This is a genomic window from Bradyrhizobium sp. 138 (assembly GCF_023074075.1).
Classification (GTDB): Bacteria; Pseudomonadota; Alphaproteobacteria; order Rhizobiales; family Xanthobacteraceae; genus Bradyrhizobium.
In genome coordinates this window covers 354,176-373,532 of sequence record NZ_JADPKT010000094.1, presented here as the reverse complement: position 1 = coordinate 373,532, position 19,357 = coordinate 354,176, and the positions used below count along the sequence as shown (strand labels likewise).

At 64.2% G+C, this 19,357-nt stretch carries 14 protein-coding genes and 3 pseudogenes; 7 read left to right on the top strand and 10 right to left on the bottom strand.

The annotated features are described in order from the left end of the window. Positions 1-380: 380 nt before the first annotated feature. Both IVA79_RS34030 and IVA79_RS34025 read left to right on the top strand, forming a co-directional pair. Complete coding sequence (locus tag IVA79_RS34030) at positions 381-851, top strand: hypothetical protein (RefSeq protein WP_247561486.1); 471 nt, start codon at positions 381-383, stop codon at positions 849-851. A gap of 92 nt (positions 852-943) precedes the next feature. Continuing rightward, positions 944-1,033, top strand: a pseudogene (locus IVA79_RS34025) (methyltransferase); the annotation flags it as partial. Between the two features lie 6 nt (positions 1,034-1,039). On the opposite strand, the gene styB reads toward IVA79_RS34025, so the two are convergent. Further along, the gene (styB, locus tag IVA79_RS34020) at positions 1,040-1,525 is read right to left on the bottom strand and encodes a styrene monooxygenase NADH-dependent flavin reductase subunit StyB (RefSeq protein WP_247561485.1); all 486 of its coding nucleotides are present in this window, start codon (positions 1,523-1,525) and stop codon (positions 1,040-1,042) included. A gap of 24 nt (positions 1,526-1,549) precedes the next feature. After that, on the bottom strand, positions 1,550-2,800 hold the full coding sequence (gene styA / locus IVA79_RS34015; RefSeq protein ID WP_247561483.1) for a styrene monooxygenase subunit StyA: 1,251 nt from the start codon (positions 2,798-2,800) through the stop codon (positions 1,550-1,552). Positions 2,801-2,919: 119 nt separating this feature from the next. Here styA and IVA79_RS34010 point away from each other — a divergent pair, with 119 nt between their 5' ends. The 3 genes and pseudogenes from IVA79_RS34010 to IVA79_RS34000 all read left to right on the top strand — a co-directional run. Further along, positions 2,920-3,849, top strand: a complete 930-nt coding sequence (locus IVA79_RS34010; protein ID WP_247561481.1) for a LysR family transcriptional regulator — start codon at positions 2,920-2,922, stop codon at positions 3,847-3,849. A 30-nt stretch (positions 3,850-3,879) separates the two neighbouring features. Continuing rightward, positions 3,880-4,098: pseudogene (locus IVA79_RS34005) on the top strand (LLM class flavin-dependent oxidoreductase); the annotation flags it as partial. Then, positions 4,098-4,258 (top strand): annotated as a pseudogene (locus tag IVA79_RS34000) (methyltransferase); the annotation flags it as partial. The pseudogenes IVA79_RS34005 and IVA79_RS34000, both read left to right, overlap by 1 nt. 22 nt (positions 4,259-4,280) lie before the next feature. Here IVA79_RS34000 and IVA79_RS33995 read toward each other — a convergent pair. Next, positions 4,281-7,307, bottom strand: coding sequence for a BTAD domain-containing putative transcriptional regulator (locus tag IVA79_RS33995; protein WP_247561480.1), 3,027 nt, complete (start codon positions 7,305-7,307; stop codon positions 4,281-4,283). A gap of 156 nt (positions 7,308-7,463) precedes the next feature. Between IVA79_RS33995 and IVA79_RS33990 the strand changes: the two genes are divergently transcribed. After that, positions 7,464-7,712, top strand: a complete 249-nt coding sequence (locus IVA79_RS33990) for a hypothetical protein (protein WP_247561478.1) — start codon at positions 7,464-7,466, stop codon at positions 7,710-7,712. Between the two features lie 400 nt (positions 7,713-8,112). Here IVA79_RS33990 and IVA79_RS33985 read toward each other — a convergent pair whose 3' ends face one another. Then, positions 8,113-8,247 carry a hypothetical protein gene (locus IVA79_RS33985; RefSeq protein ID WP_247561476.1) on the bottom strand — a complete coding sequence of 45 codons (135 nt, stop codon included), beginning with the start codon at positions 8,245-8,247 and terminating at the stop codon, positions 8,113-8,115. 210 nt (positions 8,248-8,457) lie between these two features. Between IVA79_RS33985 and IVA79_RS33980 the strand changes: the two genes are divergently transcribed. After that, positions 8,458-9,480, top strand: a complete 1,023-nt coding sequence (locus IVA79_RS33980) for an LLM class flavin-dependent oxidoreductase (RefSeq protein WP_247561474.1) — start codon at positions 8,458-8,460, stop codon at positions 9,478-9,480. A gap of 113 nt (positions 9,481-9,593) precedes the next feature. On the opposite strand, the gene IVA79_RS33975 is transcribed toward IVA79_RS33980, so the two are convergent. The 6 genes from IVA79_RS33975 to IVA79_RS33950 all read right to left on the bottom strand — a co-directional run bounded on the left by IVA79_RS33975 (position 9,594) and on the right by IVA79_RS33950 (position 19,357). Next, positions 9,594-10,913 carry an aminotransferase class V-fold PLP-dependent enzyme gene (locus IVA79_RS33975; RefSeq protein WP_247561472.1) on the bottom strand — a complete coding sequence of 440 codons (1,320 nt, stop codon included), beginning with the start codon at positions 10,911-10,913 and terminating at the stop codon, positions 9,594-9,596. Positions 10,914-11,120: 207 nt separating this feature from the next. Then, positions 11,121-12,374: a GGDEF domain-containing protein gene (locus IVA79_RS33970; RefSeq protein WP_247561470.1), complete on the bottom strand. Its 1,254-nt coding sequence runs from the start codon at positions 12,372-12,374 to the stop codon at positions 11,121-11,123. A 180-nt stretch (positions 12,375-12,554) separates the two neighbouring features. After that, positions 12,555-14,111 carry a hypothetical protein gene (locus IVA79_RS33965; RefSeq protein ID WP_247561469.1) on the bottom strand — a complete coding sequence of 519 codons (1,557 nt, stop codon included), beginning with the start codon at positions 14,109-14,111 and terminating at the stop codon, positions 12,555-12,557. Positions 14,112-14,194: 83 nt separating this feature from the next. After that, a complete protein-coding gene (locus IVA79_RS33960; RefSeq protein WP_247561467.1) occupies positions 14,195-15,337 on the bottom strand; it encodes a cellulase family glycosylhydrolase in 1,143 nt (380 codons plus the stop codon). A 2-nt stretch (positions 15,338-15,339) separates the two neighbouring features. Continuing rightward, on the bottom strand, positions 15,340-17,499 hold the full coding sequence (locus tag IVA79_RS33955; protein WP_247561465.1) for a GumC family protein: 2,160 nt from the start codon (positions 17,497-17,499) through the stop codon (positions 15,340-15,342). A gap of 247 nt (positions 17,500-17,746) precedes the next feature. Continuing rightward, positions 17,747-19,357, bottom strand: a complete 1,611-nt coding sequence (locus IVA79_RS33950) for a gamma-glutamyltransferase (RefSeq protein ID WP_247561463.1) — start codon at positions 19,355-19,357, stop codon at positions 17,747-17,749.

Here is a 19,357-nt window from a genome sequence, read left to right as displayed (position 1 = left end):
GAAGACCGGGCCTGAGATCGTCGCCGCTTCGCCGGGTATCAGGCCGCGGCCCAATGCCCTGACCAGGACCCCACCTAATTGTCCGCTTCCGGTCCAAAAGCAGCTGTCGGCCGATGGGTCAGGCGGTGTCCGGTTTCCCTCAAAACAGCAGACATGACTATGGCTCTCGTGATGTTCAGTTCAGGGCCGAACAGACTGTGGCCAGGGACGGTCTGCGCGCGGAAGCCACACGTAAGCGGCGGCACTTTCGGCACGTGCAGGAACATCACCGACGTTAACCCTGTCGGCAAATGATTCCTCGCGAGCCGGCAGCCGCCGGCAAAGTTGCCTCATTGCAGCGGAGGATTTTCAGCGGCACTAAGCCAGGTGAGAGGCGCGTTATGCTGAGAATGGCGTTGTTGGGCCTCCTCATCCTGTTGAGTGTGGGAATGCTGTCGGCCATGGAGCTGAGCGCTCCACCGCGCCGCACCGTCGCGATGGCCCAGCCGCCCGCCGCGCATGACGCAGGCATCCCTGCTCCGCATGATGCGTTGGCGAAGGCCGATCGCCTCGAAATTGCCGCTGTGAGCAGCGCGATGCCGACAGAGGCAGCTTCAGTCGAAAACCCCGTTGCTCCGCAAAACGTCCATGTCGGTTCGTCCGCGCTGGAACCGATCGTCCGTCATCGAAGCAAACCGAAGCTGACCGCGACCGCCGAACCTCCCAAGCCAAAGCCAAAGCCAAAGCCAATTGTCGTCAAGCGAACCGCCAATGTTCAGCGCGCAAAGGCTGTCAGCGAGACCGAACCCTGTCGGCTCAAGGCGTTCGGCGGCTTGCTCAAGGCTTTGAATGTGACCGGCTGCGAGATCTGAGGGCGCGTCTGGGCATGGCAGATCGAGTCGAACGATCTGACTTCGTTGCGTGGTGCGCTTACGGGTGCACGCCTTGACGCCATCTTTCCCTCGACGAGGCGATCTTGCGCGAGACCGGTTTCTCCGACCCGACCCTGTTCTATACCGCGCTCACTTTCCGCGGCCGGGTGATCTACGCGTGAGGCGCGTCACCGATCGACGGGGACGCCGGGGCCGAGATGATACCGGCTGGAAAAGAACACCAGCGGCGTGGTGTCGCCATGGTCGCAGCTCGAGACTTCGGCGATGATCAGCGTGTGATCGCTGACATCGACGTGTCGCGTGACCTCGCAGGCGAAGTAGGCGATGCATCCCGAAAGGCGGGGCAGGCCATCCACGATGTCGTAATCCGGACTGGCGCCGGTGTTCGGCTGGCTGGCGAAATGCCGCGACAGATCCCGGCCGTGGTCCGGCAGGACGTTGACGCAGTAACGGCCGGTCGCGGAGATTGCCCGGTGCATCCGCCCCGCCATCACCGAGACCAGCACGGTCGGCGGCGACAGGCTCACGGTGACGAAGCTGTTCGCGGTCATGCCGCAGACGCGGCCGTGCTCGTCCAGCGCAGTCAGCACCGCGACGCCGGTCGCAAAGCGCGATGCGGCTTCGCGGAACGAGGCCGGATTGGCGCGCGGCATCTCAGTCTCCGCTCGCATCGGTCCTCACGCAATCGCCCTGACGGGCTCTGGCGGCGCCGACATGCGTTCGATCCAGGCCTGGATGCGCTGCGGCGTGGAAATGCGGTCCCACTGCCGGTCCGGATAGTTGAAGTTTTCGGTGAACTCGTTGGCCAGCGCCGGATTCTGGCTCATCGCACCGATCAGCATGCCCAGCGCTTCCGTCGGCGGCTGCAGCATGACGTTGGTCCAGCGCGAGGCCGCAAGCACGCGGTCTTGCCGTTTCAAATCGATCTTCTCGCAGAGGCGCGCGTCGAGCGCGTCGGCGTTTACGATCTCCTCGCCGAGCACGAAGGCCGCATAGGAGGCGACGTTGGCCCCCTGCCCCATCATGGGATCGACGATCGCATGAACGTCGCCGAGCGCGATCGCGCATTTGCCGTCGTCGAATTCGACCATCGTATTGCGCACCGTCGGCACCACGCCGCCTTGCAGGAGGTCCTGCGGCTGCGCCAGGTCGAAGCGCGCGGTATCGATACGGTCGTAGGTGGTCGGGTGGTGCTTCTCCAGCTTGCCCAGCAGCACCTTCAGGAAGTGCTTTGGATTGTCGTCGTAGCTGAGCGTCGCCAGCTCCTCCATGTCGCCTCCCGGCACATTCTCCATCAGCAGCGCGTTGGCGATGCCGCCGAAGGTGATGGTCGGGATCACGATCATCTCGCCATGCCCGGGCGAGACCGACAGCGTGACGTTCATGGGATCGGGCTGCCGCACACCGGTGTAGAGCCCGACGCACAGCCGCCGTTGCGGCTGCGAATAGGGCGTGTGCTCCGGCCGGTAAGTGAAGAGCTGGCCCAGCGGACCCTTGCCGGTCGACACGACCAGGAGATCGAAGCGCGCGACCAGCGGACGGATGTCGCGCTCCTCGATGCGGCGATATTCGATCCTGCCGCCCCGGCTGACGAAGTCGTTCATCAAGGCAGGAAGATAGATCCGGTAGTCGACGGCGCGGCTCGGTTTCGAGAAATTGCCGCGAAAGCTCAGGGGCTGCGGGAAATTGAAGACGTGATCATGGTAGTAATAGTGATCTTTGGGGTCGGCCCAGTGGTTGACGCCGAGATAGTCCTCGCGCGCGATCGTCACGTGATGATGCGCGACGGTGTTGAGCAGCCGGATGTTGCGGTAATCCTCGGGCGGCCGATCGGTGATGACGGTGGCGTCCACGCCATGCTTCTGCAGGAAAAGCGCGAGATGCAGGCCGGCGATCCCGGCCCCGACGATTCCGACGTTGCGTGCCACGTGGTCTTCCTCCCCTGTTTGCTGCGTTGTGATCGCGTGTTTTCAGGAAGCCTACCGGCCCATCTTGTTGCGCACTACGGAATAACTGGGATATAATTTATTCCGGATCGGAATAGATCATGGACCGGATCGACTGCCTGCGCGCCTTCGTTCGCACCCTTGAGGGCGGCAGCTTCTCGGCGGCGGCCAAGGAGCTCGGGATCGGCCAGCCCGCGATCAGCAAGCGCATCGCGATGCTGGAGAGCGAGTTCGGCACGCAGCTATTTTTGCGCACGACCCGCACGCTCAAGCCGACAGCCGAGGCACACCGCATCTACGATCTCGCGCGCCAGATCCTCGGCAGCTTCGACATGGCGCGGTCGAGTGTCGAAGAAGCGGCGCCGCGCCCGACGGGCACGCTCAGGATCGGCGTGCCGTCGTCGTTCGGACGACGCTACATGATGCCCGTCATCGCCGAATATGTGCGCAATTATCCGGAGGTCCGGGTCGACATCCGCTTCAGCGAGCGCTTCGTCAACCTGGTGGAAGAGGGCATCGAGCTTGCCTTGCGGATTGGACATCTGGAGGCAAGCACATTGGTCGCCCGCCGGCTCGGCACCGTGCAGCGCCATTTGGTTGCGACACCCACCTATCTGCACGGGCGTCCGATGCCACGGACACCCGATGACCTCAGCTCACACCAATGCATCGTCTATTCCAGGATGTCGCCGGCACACCAATGGGCCTTCGAGTCCGAGCACGGCCGACACGTGGCATCGATCAACGGTCCCATTCACGTCGACGATGCCGATGCGATGCAGGAGGCGACGATGCATCATCTCGGCATCGCCATCCTGCCCGACTGGAATGCGGCGGACGGACTTCGCAGCGGCGAGCTCGAGCATGTGCTTCCGGACTATACGATCGCCGCCCTGCCCCTGCATGCGGTCTATCCGGAGACGCACTGGATGTCGCCGCGCGCGCGAAGCTTTCTGAACCTCCTGGTCGAGCGCGCCGAACATTTTGCAATTGCCTCGTCAGAGAGCGGCGGCATCCGTGCAGGTGGTTGACGCCGTCCCACCCATCATTAAATGACGCCCATGAAAAAAATCGGATTCCTCTCCTTCGGGCACTGGACGCCCTCGCCGCAGTCGCAGACCCGCTCGGCCGCGGACACGCTGCTGCAATCGATCGAGCTTGCGGTCGCGGCGGAGCAGTTAGGGGCCGACGACGCCTATTTGCGCGCGCATCATTTCGCGCGCCAGCTGGCCTCGCCCTTTCCGCTGCTGGCGGCTGTCGGCGCGAAGACCAGCAGGATTTGCCGCCCGACAAGGCGGCGGCCGCGCGGGACGTCACCAACCATCTGGAAATTCTGGAGCCCGCGCAGGATGAGGCGATTTTGGGCGCGAGGCTGGCTTCTCGGACCCAATCCTGTTCTACATCGGCTTCACATTCCGCGGCTGGATGGCCTACGCCTGAGACGTCACTGCTTTCTCAACCGCTAGTGTTGATGTTTGGCGGTTGATGCGCCCAGTGTACTCAGCGCATTTTCGACCCGATCGGCTGCGTAATCGACCATTTCGCGATGAGTCATCGCGGCACCGCGCGCTTTAGCCTTCTCGAAGGAGCTATCCCCCAGCACATGACGAACGCGGGCAAGGGTGTCAGGCAGTTCTTGGAAAAAGCTGGTCGATGGGATCATTTGGGAGAGGGCGCCGCTGAGCGTGGCCGCGACCGCCGGGTGTCCAAGTCGCTCAAACAGCAGAATGAGGGTAGCTAAGGTGAGAGTTGCAAGTCCTATCTCCGTCGATTGGCCCCAGATTTCGAGCATTCGCGGCAGGGTTCGCAGCGTCTTGCCCGGATCGCCGCTCCGCACCTGCAACTCCGCGACGGCGGGGATGATGACGATCTCCCAGTAGCGGTTACCGGATGTCCTTGCATGAGCAAGGGCCGTCTCGAACGCATCCAGGGCACGCCCTGGGTTGGCCTTGCTAAATGCTCTTCCCTTGGAAAACAGCGCCGCGATGAGCGAACTCGGAGTTCGTGCAGCCGCAACCTTGTCAACAATGTCATCGGCGATCGCCATCGCCTCGTCATGTGCGCCGGCCATTGCGAGGTAGAAGGGAAGCGTCGCCAGGCATTGCCGCTCGCGCCGGTCCGCCGGGTGCTCGGCGCCGGCACGCGCAAATTTGACAGCGCTTTCCGCATTGCCCTGTCGGGACGCAATCATGGCCAGAACCGCGAACGCCCAGACCGGCGGATCAAAGTTGGCATTGCCTATCAGCCCTATCGCTTCCTCGGCGTAGAGCGTCGCCTCTTGAACACGTCCCAGGTTCCACGCCCTTTTTGCGGCGTAGGTCAGCAGGGCACCGAGCCGTCGATGGCCGACGCGCCGTGCCGCATCGACAATCTCTGTCGGCCAATTGAGCGGTTCGCTGCGCACGCGGAGGACCGCCATGCTCGGGACCCTGGATGCGATCCGGGCCGCAACATCGATATCATCCTGGCTGCACGCCCACCGAAACGCCGCGCGCAAATTGTCCACCTCCTGATCGAGCCAGGCATAGGCCATCAGTTGCTGCGGGCTTCGCCAAATCCTGTGGTGCGCCTCGGCATCCTCCGCAAAAAATTGCGCATGGCGTCCCCGAACCACCTCAATTTCAACCAGCATCGCGAGCCGCTCCTCGGCAAACTGTCTGATCGTTTCGAGCTGGCTGTAGCGAATTGTATTCCCGACTCGTTTGGCGCTGAGCAGCGATTTTCGTACCAACGAGTCGAGAAGATAGAGAACATCGGCAGCCGCGATGTCGCCGCCGCTACAGATGCGCTCGGCAGCCTCCAGCCCGAAACCTCCGGAAAATACCGATGCGCGCGAAAGCACGGCCTGCTCGGATGACGACAACAGGTCATACGACCATTCGACGGCGTGGCGCAGCGTCTGATGTCGCTTCAAGACGTGTCGCGACCCGCTGGTGAGCAGGCGGAAGCGTTCATGCAGCCGATCGCGGATCTGAGTGGGACTCATTGCCCGCGTTCGGGCGGCTGCGAGCTCGATGGCCAAGGGAATCCCATCAAGGCGGCGGCATATTTCACAGATCGTGTCAGCGTCACCATTGAGTTCGAAGTGTGGTTCCACGAACCGCGCGCGCTCCACGAACAGCTCCACCGCTGGCGCATCGATTCCGTCGCCGCACTCGAGGGGACGCACCGGGTAGGTCCGCTCGCCGTCGACCATCAGCGTCTCCCGGCTGGTCGCCAGCAGGCTGACATGCGGGCATGTTGACAGGATCTCCCGTGCAAGGCCGGCTATCGCATCGATCAAGTGCTCGCAATTGTCGAGAATGAGAAGCAGGCTTCGTCCGGCAAGCGCATTGGCGACGCTTTGCTCGATCGTCTTGCCAGCTTGCTGCGTGATGCCGAAGACGTCGGCGACGGCGTGACCGGTCGCATTGGGATCATCGAAAGCGGCAAGCTCCACCAGCCATGTGCCATCCGGATAGTTGTCGTGCATCGTCGCCGCAAGCTGGAGTGCGAGCCGTGTCTTGCCGATTCCGCCGGGGCCGGTCAGCGTGACCAGCCGCGCGCCGGAAAGGATCCCGCTAGCTTTGGCGAGATCCCTGTCGCGCCCGAGAAAGCTCGTTGTCTGCACGGGTAAATTACCCGGCGCGGCATTCGCATGTAGTGATGGCGAAATACTTTTGTTCAAGCCTCTCGTGGCTCCCAAGTCATCGGCAAGCCCGCTGCCGGGGCCCTCTCGCACCGATCGGCCCGCCACAGAGACTCTGGGCTGCGTTCGGTTCCACTCTCGCAGGAGCTGGCGGTGCAATGTCTTGGTCTGCGCGTCGGGCTCGATTCCTAATTCCCTGGATAGTAGCTCGGCGCAGGTGCGATATTGGCGGAGCGCTGCGCCCTGCCTGCCCTGCCGCGCATACAGCTCCATCAGAGAGCGATGAACACGCTCCTGCAAGGGATCTGCGGCAAGCAGCCGTGTTGCAATGTGAATGCCGCGCTCGATCGCTCCAGCGGACAGGTGATGATCGAGCAGCTTCGCCATGCCCTCCAAAGCGAGTTCACGGAACCGCTGACGTTCCGCTGCGGCCCAACTTTCAAACTCCGGCGCGGAGACGTGAAAACCGTCAAGGAATTCGCCGCGATAAAGGCCCATAGCCCGCTCCAGGTCCTCGGCCTCCGGTTTCGCGATGAGATTCTCGAACGCCCTTGCGTCGGTCTCCAGAGCGGCCGGCGCAAGGCTGATTGTGTCCTCATGAGCAGTCAACGCGCCGGGACCTGCGTGTGACAATGCCTTGCGCAAAAGGCTCAGCGACTGTCGCAGACTGTCGCGGGCCTGCGGCTCGTCGTGGTCGCCCCATAACAGCGCCGCAAGCTTTGATCGCGCCTGTGCCTCGGGCGCGTGCAGTGCCAGATAGGCCAACAGGGCTGCCGTCTTTTTGGTGGCCAAAGGGATGGGCTCTCCGGTGTCCATCTGGAGCCGGAAACTGCCGAGAACTGCGAGGCTCGCCTTCGCCATTCCGCCGGCCCTTTTGCTCGGGGTGCAAAAACACCCGGTCCGACGATTTTGCGAATTTATCACGCTCGCGCCGACAGGTCCATTGCGGCAGGCAGCTAGTCTGGCTGCGAGGTCAGGGACAAGCATCAGCGAACGGAGACTACCATGAGGTATCGAATGTCAATCGCAGCCGCCGCAACCTTCGTGATGAGTGGCATGGCAGCCACGGCGGCGGAACTGCCGACTTATGAAGTCGTGGGCTTTCCGATCACGCCGCACCAGTTCATGGTGCTGGGTCCGGCCAACGCCGAACAGGCGTTCTCGGCGGCTGGCATTTCGTCCCCCGCCTTGGCCTCGCGCCAACAGGAACCCAGCAGCGCCGACCGAACGACTACAGTGCTGGCCAAAGTCTCCCCAGGTCGGTAGCGCGGTCGCGCTTTCCAGCCTCCGCGGGGCAAAACGAGATCCTCCTCAGTGTCCAAATCGGGACCGAGGAGGCTCTGCTTTTTTGCGCTGCTTGCGCGAACGGGAGCATGGGCATCAAAAAATCGGAGTGATCTTTGTGAGGTCGCTCTGCGGCTCATTGTGCTGCCAACGGCAGCATAGGCAGATTATATGTGAAGAAGCGCGACACATTGCGCGTAGTAAATGGCTGGTAGTGCCACGCGCTCGTGTCGGACGCGAGATTTATCCGACTCTGCTCTGGGGCCAGAAGCGGATTCGTCGATCTGGCCCGACGCAAGGTGCCAGGAGCGAAGCTGTAGCCTCATCTCGCGTCTAAACGAGCTGTCGATCGTTCCGCAGTATAGCCCACCCATGTGGATGTTCATTTTTGTAGGTCCGCAGCAAAGAGCTTGGCAGCTTCGGCCTTCGCTTCGTGATCAGCCTTGGCGTCGTATCTAAGCGGCAGGTTGAACTTCTTGCCAAGCTCGGTGGCTTCGGGGTTGGTGAACGCATGCACAGCGCCATGATATTCGATGATCCGATAGTCGGCCTTCGCTGCATCGAATCTGCCCGCGCTTCACGAGGGGTTTGTCCGCACCGTTGATAACGAGAATTTTCGCTTTGACGGTGCCCGGCGCGGGCGGAGACCTACGAGGACACCCCATGTTGCCATCTTTCCCTCGGCCAGCGTCTCGCAAACGCTTCCGATCAGCCATACGTTGCCCTCATGAAAAAAATCGGATTCCTCTCCTTCGGGCACTGGACGCCCTCGCCGCAGTCGCAGACCCGCTCGGCCGCGGACACGCTGCTGCAATCGATCGAGCTCGCGGTCGCGGCGGAGCAGTTAGGGGCCGACGGCGCCTATTTCCGCGTGCATCATTTCGCGCGGCAGCTCGCCTCGCCCTTTCCGCTGCTTGCGGCTGTCGGCGCGAAGACCAGCAGGATCGAGATCGGCACGGCCGTGATCGACATGCGCTACGAGAACCCGCTTTACATGGTGGAGGACGCGGGAAGCGCCGATCTCATCGCCGGCGGCCGGCTGCAGCTCGGCATCAGCCGCGGCTCGCCCGAGCAGGTGATCGACGGTTGGCGCTATTTCGGTTATCGCCCGGCCGAGGGCCAGAGCGATGCCGACATGGGGCGGCGACACGCGGAGGTCTTCCTCGACCTCTTGCGCGGCGAAGGGTTTGCCGAGCCCAATCCGCAGCCGATGTTTCCAAATCCGCCCGGGCTGTTGCGTCTGGAGCCGCATGCGCAAGGCTTGCGCGAACGGATCTGGTGGGGCGCCGGCTCGAACGCGACGGCGGTGTGGGCGGCGAAGCTCGGCATGAATTTGCAGAGTTCGACATTGAAGAACGACGAGACCGGCGAGGCCTTTCACGTGCAGCAGGCCGCGCAGATCCGTAGCTTTCGCGCGGCGTGGAAGGAGGCCGGCCACACCCGTGAGCCCCGCGTGTCCGTCAGTCGCAGCATCTTTGCGCTGATGAACGATCGCGACCGCGCCTATTTCGGCGGCGAGCGCGGCGGCGAAGACCAGATCGGCTTCATCGACCCGCAGACCCGCGCGATCTTCGGCCGGAGTTATGCCGCCGAGCCGGACGTGCTGATTGAGCAGCTGCGCCAGGACGAGGCGATTGCCGAGGCGGACACGCTGCTGCTGACGATTCCCAACCAGCTCGGCGTCGCCTATTGCGCGCATGCGATCGAGGCGATCCTGACGCACGTGGCGCCGGCGCTGGGGTGGCGGTGAGGCGACTGGCGCCGTCGGGCACGACAATCGTACGTGAGTTTTTGAGCAGCCCGAGGGCGTGCCTCGTCCTTCGAGACGACCGCTTCGCGGTCTCGCCCCTCCCCCGCGCAACTTCACCCCGTCTTCGTCCCCGTGATGACCGCCAGCGCCTCGACGAGGCGATCGAGATCGGCCTCGTCGGTGAACAGCGCGGGCGTCACGCGGATGCATTGGCCTTTGGCGACGCCGGCCCGGCGCACCGTCATGATCTTGTGGCTGTCGCGGAGCTTCACCACGATGGCCTCGTTGTCGGCCTTGCTGGTCCTGCCGGCGAGGCGGAACGAGGTGATCGCGCCGTATGAGCCGACTTCGTCCGGCGTCAGGATCTCGATGTCCTTGAATCCGCGGACCCGGCTCACCCAATAGTCGCGCAGATGGCGCAGGCGGGCCTGCTTTGCCGCGGCGCCGATCTGCTGATGCTGCGCCAGCGCCGTCGGCACCGTCAGCACGGTCGCGAAATTGACCGTGCCGGTGTGAACCCGCGAGCGGATATCGGTCTCGGCAAAATCCTCGTCGCCCATGTTGCGATCGATGGCCGCGAGGCGGTCCTTCCTGATGTAGAGGAAGCCGACGCCGAGCGGTGCGCCGATCCATTTGTGCAGATTGAAGCCGACGAAATCGGCCTCGAGCTCACTCACCCTGAAGTCGATCTGTCCCCAAGAATGGGCGGCGTCGACGATGGTGTCGATGCCCTTGGCCTTCGCCATGCGGGCGATCTCGGCGACCGGCATCACCAAGCCGGTGCGGTGGCTGACATGGGTCAGGAGCAGAAGCCTCGTCTTCGGGTTGGCCTCGATGGCGCGGGCATAGGCGTCGAGCACCGCCTGGCGGGTGGCGGGCTCCGGCATGTCGAACTTGACCACGTCGACGCCGCGGCGCGCACGAAGCGCGTTCATCGCATACTGCATCGAATCATAGTCGAGATCGGCATAGAGCACGCCGTCGCCGGGCTTCAGCCTGTTGTAGCCGCCGATGAGAAGCTGCAGCGCTTCGGTCGCGCCGCGCGTGAGCGCGATCTCCTCCACCGCGGCGCCGACCGCCTCCGCCACCTTGGCGCGCACGGCCTCGAAATCCGCGCCGGCGCGCTGCCGCGCGTAGTAGGTGTTCTGATAGTTGATCATGTCGGACTGGCGGATGAATTCGCGCCGCACGGGTTCAGTCATAATGCCCCAATAGCCGTTCTCGAAATTGACGACATCGGACGTCACGGCATAGAGCCCTTTCACGGCCGCCCAATAGGCCTTGTCGGTGGCGATCGCGGCGGCCGTTCCGGTCGGCTGCGCCGGAAGCCCCTCGGCCGCCATCGCCGGCACCGCAACGGGCGCCACGGCTGCTGCCGCGAGGCCCTTGAGGACCAGCCGGCGGTCAGCCGAAATCGTCTTGATCAGTTGCATGTCAGCTCTCCCCAGAGCGCTTTTCCGATGTCATCGGAACGAAGAGGCTCCGGCGCACGGGGAAAAGAGCAACGTACGATGCAGCTAAGATGACCGAAGCATGACAATGCGATGATCGGGACGACTTAAGCCAATGTCGGCATCACGTGCCTATGCGCCACGCTCCAGCGCGATTGGACGCGCCTGTGTGCGAGGCAGATTTCAGGGTCAGGCTGCTGCCCGCTTCGATGCGGCTCGCGCGTGCTTGGAGGACGGGATCCGATGCTCCGCAGACGCATCGGGCACGAGCGGAACGAGTTCGTCCACCGCGCTCTCGACCCGGTTGCGGCCGAGGGCCTTCGCCGTGTAGAGCGCCCTGTCGGCGCGCTCGCAGAGTGCCTCGATGCCGGTGGGCTCACTGTCCGCATGTGCGAGGCCGACGCTGACCGTGGCTGCGACCACGACCCCGTCCACGACGCCGGCTACCGCCGCAAAGCTCTCACGCACGCGCTCGGCGGCCGCGATCGCCGCCTGCCGGTCGGGTGCATTGACGATCGCGGCGAACTCCTCGCCGCCGAGCCGGCCCGCAACGCCGCCTCGCGGCAGATTGGCGGACAACGTCTGTGCGAACAACCGCAGCACGCGGTCGCCCATCGCATGGCCATGGGTGTCGTTGATCGATTTGAACAAGTCGAGATCGAACAGCAGGAACGCGATCGTCCCGTTCGCGGGCGCCTTCAGACATTGCTCGCCGAATTGCAGGAAAGCGCGGCGGTTGGCGAGACCGGTCAACGCGTCCGTCATCGAGGCACGCTTGTGCACGAGCTCGCTCCGTTCCTTGGTGAGTGCGAGAAACAGATAGTTGATGGCGATGATGAAGAGCAGGGTGAATGTGCTTACGATCGCGAACCAGAACGATTGCAGTGCCTCGAAGCTCGTAACCGGCGTCGCTGCGAGCGGATGCGCAACGGAGAGCGGAATGCGCACGAGAAACAGGCCGCCGCCGAACGCAGTCAGCACGATCAGCGGCCATCGCGACAGTAGCGGCTCGGCGCGGCCGGTCCACAGCACGTAGGCGCAGCCGAGGGAATAGGAGCCTATGGCAGCCGAGACGATGATCATACGCGCCGCGGCGGACTCGTACAGTGCCGGGATCTGACAGGCCGCGATCCACGTCACCGCGCCAGCAACCAGAAGAAGGGGGCTCGCCCGCCGGCCTTCGAAGCAACGCGCGCCCTCCAGCATCAGAGCGCAGGCGGTGAACAGGAAGACGTAGGCGAGATCGACCGAATAGACATCCGGGATCACCCCGCGCAGGCAGAGCAGGCCAAGCGCGGCTGCCATCACCAGCACAGCGCCACCCCACCAGGCAAGGGCGCGAACCGCACGATTTTGCAGCCACGCGAAAAACGTCAGCGCGCCGAGCAGCACCATGACTGCCAGCATCAGCACGTAGATGGTCGGGACGTAGAGCAGCGGCATGTTTCTCACCCGGTCGCAGGCCTATACCAAGCCGCTGCTACGATTTGCTTGCGGTGATTGGTAAACGTGGCCGTAACGGCCGAAGATTCCGCTCTGCGCACGGGCCAGAGGAGCGGCCACGCAGCATGGCGTCGCAGCCCAAAGGACCGCGCCAAGCGGGACGGCCGTAGCGACGCCGAGCTACGTCACCGGTTGGTAGCCGGTGAGCCGCTCGAGCTCGGCCTCCTCGCGGGCGACGGTCTGCATCCTCACATGGCTGCCGATGACGAGGCCGGTGAGCGAGAGCATCAGCCCCAGCGCCAGCGGCGCGAACAAGGCCTCTTCCTGAAACAACCCGTTGAGCAGCACGACCATGACGCCGAAGCCGGCGAGACCCTGCGTCAGATATCCTGATGACGCGTACAGACGCCAGGCCTTGAGCGCCATCGCGAAATAGAAGGCAAGCGGCACGAAGGCGCCGATGCCCATCTGGTAGAGCAGCACGCCGATCGCGCTTTCGACCGCCCCATCGATCGTCCCGGCCGCCTGCGCGGCGCTCCAATCGATGGAAAAATAACTATCCGACAAATTGCCGCCGATGCCGAGACCTCGGCCGAAGGGTCTCTGCACGAATCCATCCAGGCCACCCATCAGCCCAATGACATGATAGTCGCCGATCTGCAGGCCGAGGCGGATCGCCAGAATCGCAAAGGCGATCAAGCCGAGGAAGCCGAGCAACAGCGTCACCACCGCGCCAAGCAGCCGGGTCGCGATCCAGGCCGCGGCCACGAACACCACGACGATGAGCGCTCCCTTCACGCTGCAGAACACCAGGAGCGGCAAGGCCGCGAGGGCCAGCAGCGGACGCCCCACCGAGAACAGGAACAGGCCGAGAAAGCCGATCCCGTAGGCGAAGCTGATCGGGTGCATGTTCGGACCGTGGATGCGCAGCATCTTCGACAGGCCGAACCCTTCGAGCAGAGGTGTATTCAGAAAGTCGAAGCTGAAACGATCCTTGAGGGTGACGGGCACGTTGCCGGTGGCCCGCATCTCGGCTTCCCAGACGCCCGAATGGGTCGCCTTCAGCTCGTCGAAACCCCAGAACGTATAGCCGTTGGTGATGGCCAGCCAGACATCGCGAAAGGCGAGCTCGATATAGCCGCAACAGATGAGGATGACCGCGAGCGTCACCAGGAACGGCGTGATGCGCACCTCATAAGTCGCGGCCGTCAGCAGCGCCAATTGAAACAGGAACAGCGGAAGCACGATGTTGCGCAAGTACACCGCTGCCGGCTGCCCGTCCTGGATGAAGCCGATCGCGAAATACAGCGACACCACGACCAGGGTGACGACGCCCCAGCGCATGATTCGGCTCACCTCCGCCGATTGATTCCTCTGGCCCAGCACGTAGAGGCCGAACGTCGCCAGCCACATGACGGAGCAGACGAGAAAGTTATAGCCCTTGATGAAGTCGAGATCGGACGGCAGCGGGACCAGCGGCGACAGGATCGAGACGAACAGATTCTGGAAGAACAGGACGAAGATCGCGATCGCCGGCGCATAGGTCGGAACCGCCAAGATAATGGCGATGCCGACGAGGACCTCGACGGCAATGGCCAGGGCTGGATTGGCGAGGTGCAGGATCGGCGCAAAGCCGATCGTCGCCACGGCGATGCAAAATGTCGCGACCAGCTCGCGCCAGGCCGGCGGCAGCAGGGCCTGCACGCTCTGATCCTGGGTTAAATCCCCGGCGCTCATCGATCGTCCTTTGGCATCGCGCGGCGATCACGATAGCGGGGCGATGGGTAAGGATTCGTTAACGATAGCGGAACGCTGGAACCTCAGCGCCGGCCGGGCCGGGTCGCGCCGCTGAGCAGCGCCCGCATCACGTCGGAATCGGGCTTGCCGGTGCTGCGGTCGACGAGGCCAAAGCCCTGCGCCAGCTCCCAATGCGTCCAGCCCCAGCAATGGTCGCGGGCATAAGCGGTGACTTCCGCCAGCCAGCGCAGCCGGCTCTGCCTGGGCGCACCGGCTTTCAACACGCCGAATTCGTTGATGATGATCGGCCGCGCAAACTGCTGCTGCCATTGAAGCGCGGGCGCGAGCCAGCGGTCGGCGCCCGGCCTGTCCCTGGCGGCGGCAATCGCGATGTCGAGCATGCCGAGTGCCTTGGTCGCGGCCCGATCCTGCAAATCCTGGCGCAGCGCCCGAACTTTGGGATCGCCGGCGTCGATCGGATAAGGCAGATCGATGATGTCGTGCAGCGGATCCTGCGCATCCCAATGGGCCTGATGGGTGAACACCATGGGATCGTAGAAGTGGATGGCATAGACGACATCGGGATCCGACAGCGGCCGGAACCGCGGCAACGAGTCCGCACGCTGCCAATTGACCGGACCTATGACGAGGGTTGTCTTGGGAAGCAATCCGCGCACGAAGGCGGCGAGCGTCTCGACCTCGGTCTGCCATTTGTCGGCGTCGACATCGGGCTCGTTGAGCAGCTCGGCGAAGATGCGATTCGCAGGATAGGGCCGGATGACCTCTGCAAGAACGCTCCAGGCCTCCTGCATCTGCCCCAGCGCCGCGTCCGGATCCTCCTTGTGCAGGCGATTGAAGCGCTCGCCGGGATGAAGATCGACGGAAATGGAATAGCCGAGCGCGATGAGCTGCTTCAGCGCCTGGTCGAGCACACCCAGCGTCTCGTCGCGCTCGGCCTTCGCAGAGAAACGAGGCATCACGCGCTCGGCCGGCACCGGCAGGCGGACATGGCTCATTCCCGCCTTGCGCAATTGCTGCAGCAATTCGCGGCCTGGCGGCGCGCCGTTGATCCAGCCGTCGGCATTGAAGCCGCGGGCCAGCGCGGCAAGCCGCTCCGGTGCAACCGTCTGCGGCACAGGCACACAATCATTGGCGAAGACCGGCGGGCCTGACGAGATCGACAGCAGCATCGCAGCAGTCAGCAGACGACGGCGCGAGCCTGTCATCGTCAAACCGCAAGGCCCAATGCGCCGCCTTCAGGGTGCGGCGCTTGCGAGCCAAGAGGCGTGTAATTGACGACGAGCCCCGTCGGCACGGTGTCGTACCGTGACAGCGCCGCGGTCACCCGGCGCATCGCCGCCGAACCGAGCTCGCCGGCGCGCGCCACCAGCACGATGAGATCGGCGTGCGCCGCCAGCGCGATGGCGTCGGGCTGCAAGGCGAGATTGCCGGCGTGGACGATGATCAGATCGAATTCTGAGCGAATATCGTCCTCCGGCCTCGCATCGGCCCTGCGGCCGGCGCTCAGGAGTTCGTCGATCGACTGAAGTCCCGCGGTGGTCGAGCCGTCATTCCATTCGGTCACCGGAGGCTGGTGACCTGCGAATTCCCCCTGCAGCCGGATCAATACGCTCATCATGCCGCGCGTCACGGCGGCGCGATTGAGCGAGCGCGCGACGGTGTTGCCGCCGGCGCTCTTCCCGACCGACAACACGAGGGCGACCTTGCAGCCGCGCACCGGCACGCGATCGATCCGCTCCAGCAGCGGCCGCAGATAGGCAGCGAGATCGAGCTCGGGCGGGGCCGCAACCGACCTTTGCCAGACGGTGTTGTTGGTGGTGGTGTTGGTCCCAGACGCCAGATCGGGGATGCGGGCCCAGACAGGAAGCCGCGGCATCGCCTCGGGCCGGCCCACGGCAGCCGCCGGAATTTGGACGTGAGCCTGAACTTGCCGGCCTTGCGTCTCCCCCGCCGCGGCATGCACGGCAGCTTCAGTGGGCCCAGACTGGTCGGACAGGCTCGTCATCACCGCAACGGCAGCAGTCGACGTCAGCAGCGAGCCGATCGCCAGCGCCGCCAGCAGCAAAGCGAACGGCGGCCGCGTCGAACGCAGCGGCGGAATCGCGGGCGAAGCGATCTTGGTCTGGGACGCCTGCAGCTGGCGCTGCTCGTTGGTGGTCTTGAACCGCGACAGGAACTGCTCGTAGATGTTCCGGTTGGCGTCGGCGTCGCGTTGCAACTCCTGCAGCTTCACCAGCGCCTGTCCGTCGACCAGCATCTGCATCTCGACCGCCCTGAGCTGCTTCTCCAGCGCGTTCTGCTGCTCCAGCTGGGCTTCATATTCAGACTTGGCGGTGTCGATGTTCTTCTTCCGCTCGACGTCGATCTGCCGGTTGATATCGGCCAGCTGGCTGTAGGAGATCGCAAGGTCCGGATGGCGCTCGCCGTACACCGCCTTCTTCTGCGCGATCTGGTCATTCAGGGTCGAGCGCTGCGCCCGCAGCATGCTCAGAAGATCCTGCTTCACGGGTCCTTCGACATTGGCCTTGAGATCGCGCTGCACCTGCTCGTAGCGCGCCTTGGCTTCCTCGGTGCGCAGACGTGCGGCGGAGACCTGCTGATTGAGATCGGTCACCCGCAATTGCTGGGTGGTCGAATCCTTGCCGGCATTGAGGATCTTGTGCTCGAGCCTGAAGGCGGCGACTGCGTCTTCCGAGGCGCGCAGGCGCTCGTTCAATGCCTTCAGCCGGTCCTTGAGCCAGTCGGCGGCCTCGTCGGTGGCCTCGGTGCGGACGCGGCCTTGGCTCGCCACAAATGCCTCGGCGATGGCGTTGGCATAGTAAGCGGCCCGCTCGGGGCGGTTCGAGGTGAAGGAAACCGCAATGACGTAGGTGAGCCCGCGGCGCGTGATCTCGAGGCGGCTCCGGAATTTTTCGAGCAGGCGCGTCATGTCGGTATGACCGCCCGCGATATCCTCGTCGTCGGCGATCTTGAGCTGCTCGATCAGGGGGCGGAGAAAGCCGTCCGATTTGGCGATCTCGATCTGGCTCTGAAGCGCCGCAGCGTCCTGGCCGATGCCCGGCAAAACATCTTGCTCCGTGGTGATACGCAGCTCGCGGGGATCGAGCACGACCAGGGCCGTCGCGGCATACCGGACCGGCAGAACCATGAGAACGACGACGCCGAGGGCAAACAGCGCCAGCGCCAGCGTCAGAATGCGCCGGCCGTTCCCGCGCAGGAAAGAGAGCGCTCCGGAGACGGTCAGCGATCCCTTGATCAGCGCCGGCGCATCGCCAGGTTTGGTCCGCGCAGCCCGCGGCGCTTCCCACGAAGCCGCTGGCTCCGTCGGGACGATGCTTCGCGGAGATGGGCGGCTACCGAACGCCATGGGCTCGACTCGAAATCAACTGACAGTCACAGTTCAGAGGCTTTCGACACCGTAAATATGCATGGTTAACCGGCGGTTACGGCCGGGCTGGCCTTGGGCGGTGATAGATTCGTTAACGAGACGCAGCCAGCCACGCGCTGTATTTGACCATCGAGATCAACCGGCTCTTGCATCCGTCGGCTTAGTTGCATTCAGGCGCGGCGCGCATCGGCGGCGCCCGCCTGCGCTCGCCTCGATGTGCGACCGCTCACAAGCCGATGACATACCCGTCCCGCCTCGGATCGGCGGCACCCGTCATCACGCCGGTTACCGGATCGAGCGCGACGGCCTGCATGCCTCCGCAGAGCATGGTCCATCCGGTGTCCAAAATCGCGATCTCGTGGCCGCGGCGCTTCAGTTCGGCGATGGTCTCCGGCGCGATGCGGTTCTCTGCCTGAATGAAGCGGCCGTCCCACAGCCGTGAACGCGGCGCCTCGATCGCCTGCTGCAGCGGAAGGCCGAACTCGATGTGCTGCACATAAGCCTGGGCCTGGGTTTGCGGGATGCCGTAGCTCCCGGGCGTCCCCAGCGCGAGCACCGGACGGCTGCCGCGCGTCGCAATCGACGGTGCCATCGTCACCGGCAACGCGTCGCCCGGCTTGGCAAGGTTCGGGCTTCCCGGCTGCACGTCGGCCCAATGCAGATGATTGTTGAGGCAAACGCCGGTTCCCGGCACCACGACGCCGCTGCCGAACGGGCTGCCGAGACTTTGCGTAATGCAAACCAGATTGCCTTCGGCGTCGGCGATCGAGAACGAGGTGGTGTGGCCGGGATCGGCACGATCCTGCGGCATCCATTGCTCTGTCGGGCCCGTGATCGGCCGGCCGTCGCTCACACGCTGGCGAAGCCGCGCGATCGTCGCGTCGGACATTCCCCCAGCGGCTTGATCCGGTCCCAGATGGCCATGGGCGATGCGCTCGCCGGCGGCGAGACGGATCGCGCGATAGACCGTATCGAGATGATCGGCGCCGTCCTTCGGCAGACGCCCGAGGTCAAAGCCTTCGAGGATCTTGAGGGTCAGGGCGAATTGGAAACCGCCGCATTGCTGCGCCGGGACGTGAAGCTCGAGCCCCCGATAGGACACGGTCAGGGGATCGAACCAATGCGGCTTGGCGGCGATGACATCGTCCAGCGTCAGGCTGCCGCCGAGCGTGGCGAGATAGTCCACGATCCGCCGGCCGAGCTTGCCGCCATACAGATACTCGGGCCCCAATGCGGAGATCTCGGCCAGAGTCTGCGCGAGATCAGGCTGCGCGACGATGCTGCCGAGCTGCACCGGCATTCCATCCCGGAGATAGTTCCTGACCAGTGCGGCGTGCAGCTCCGGCCAGGGTTCGAGCAGCGGCACCTGCTCGTTGATCTCGTCAACACCGAAGTCCGAGAGCGCAAAGCCGTCGCGCGCCAGCGTGATCGCCGGCGCAAAGACGTCTGCAAGCGATTTGCGTCCATAGCGCGAGAGCAGCTCGCACCAGCCCGCGAGATTGCCGGGCGTCGAGGCCGCCTGCGGACCGCGCTCGAGCTCGAATCTGCTGGTGTATCTGCCGACCGGGAAGCTTGCGGGCATCGGCGGAGCGAAGTCGAGCACGCGAATACGCTGCTCTATCGCCACCCAGATCGTGGCCAGTCCAAACCCGGCAAGCCCCGACATGAACGGCTCGACCACGTTGAGGGCGGCCGCCGTGGCGACGGCCGCATCGAACGCATTGCCGCCCTGCATCAGGATTCGTGCACCGGCCTGTGCCGCGAGCGGATGCGCGGCGGCGACCATGCCGTGCCGCGAGAAAAGCGTCGGACGCCCATATGTCCTGGCGAGTTGCAT

What these genes read in the sequence shown, in the direction of transcription:
- IVA79_RS34030 (WP_247561486.1), top strand. Translation starts at nt 381, where the DNA reads ATGCTGAGAATGGCGTTGTTGGGCCTCCTCATCCTGTTGAGTGTGGGA.
- styB (WP_247561485.1), bottom strand. Translation starts at nt 1,525, where the DNA reads ATGCCGCGCGCCAATCCGGCCTCGTTCCGCGAAGCCGCATCGCGCTTT.
- IVA79_RS34010 (WP_247561481.1), top strand. Translation starts at nt 2,920, where the DNA reads ATGGACCGGATCGACTGCCTGCGCGCCTTCGTTCGCACCCTTGAGGGC.
- IVA79_RS33995 (WP_247561480.1), bottom strand. Translation starts at nt 7,307, where the DNA reads ATGGCGAAGGCGAGCCTCGCAGTTCTCGGCAGTTTCCGGCTCCAGATG.
- IVA79_RS33990 (WP_247561478.1), top strand. Translation starts at nt 7,464, where the DNA reads ATGTCAATCGCAGCCGCCGCAACCTTCGTGATGAGTGGCATGGCAGCC.
- IVA79_RS33980 (WP_247561474.1), top strand. Translation starts at nt 8,458, where the DNA reads ATGAAAAAAATCGGATTCCTCTCCTTCGGGCACTGGACGCCCTCGCCG.
- IVA79_RS33975 (WP_247561472.1), bottom strand. Translation starts at nt 10,913, where the DNA reads ATGCAACTGATCAAGACGATTTCGGCTGACCGCCGGCTGGTCCTCAAG.
- IVA79_RS33970 (WP_247561470.1), bottom strand. Translation starts at nt 12,374, where the DNA reads ATGCCGCTGCTCTACGTCCCGACCATCTACGTGCTGATGCTGGCAGTC.
- IVA79_RS33965 (WP_247561469.1), bottom strand. Translation starts at nt 14,111, where the DNA reads ATGAGCGCCGGGGATTTAACCCAGGATCAGAGCGTGCAGGCCCTGCTG.
- IVA79_RS33960 (WP_247561467.1), bottom strand. Translation starts at nt 15,337, where the DNA reads ATGACAGGCTCGCGCCGTCGTCTGCTGACTGCTGCGATGCTGCTGTCG.
- IVA79_RS33955 (WP_247561465.1), bottom strand. Translation starts at nt 17,499, where the DNA reads ATGGCGTTCGGTAGCCGCCCATCTCCGCGAAGCATCGTCCCGACGGAG.
- IVA79_RS33950 (WP_247561463.1), bottom strand. Translation starts at nt 19,357, where the DNA reads ATGCAACTCGCCAGGACATATGGGCGTCCGACGCTTTTCTCGCGGCAC.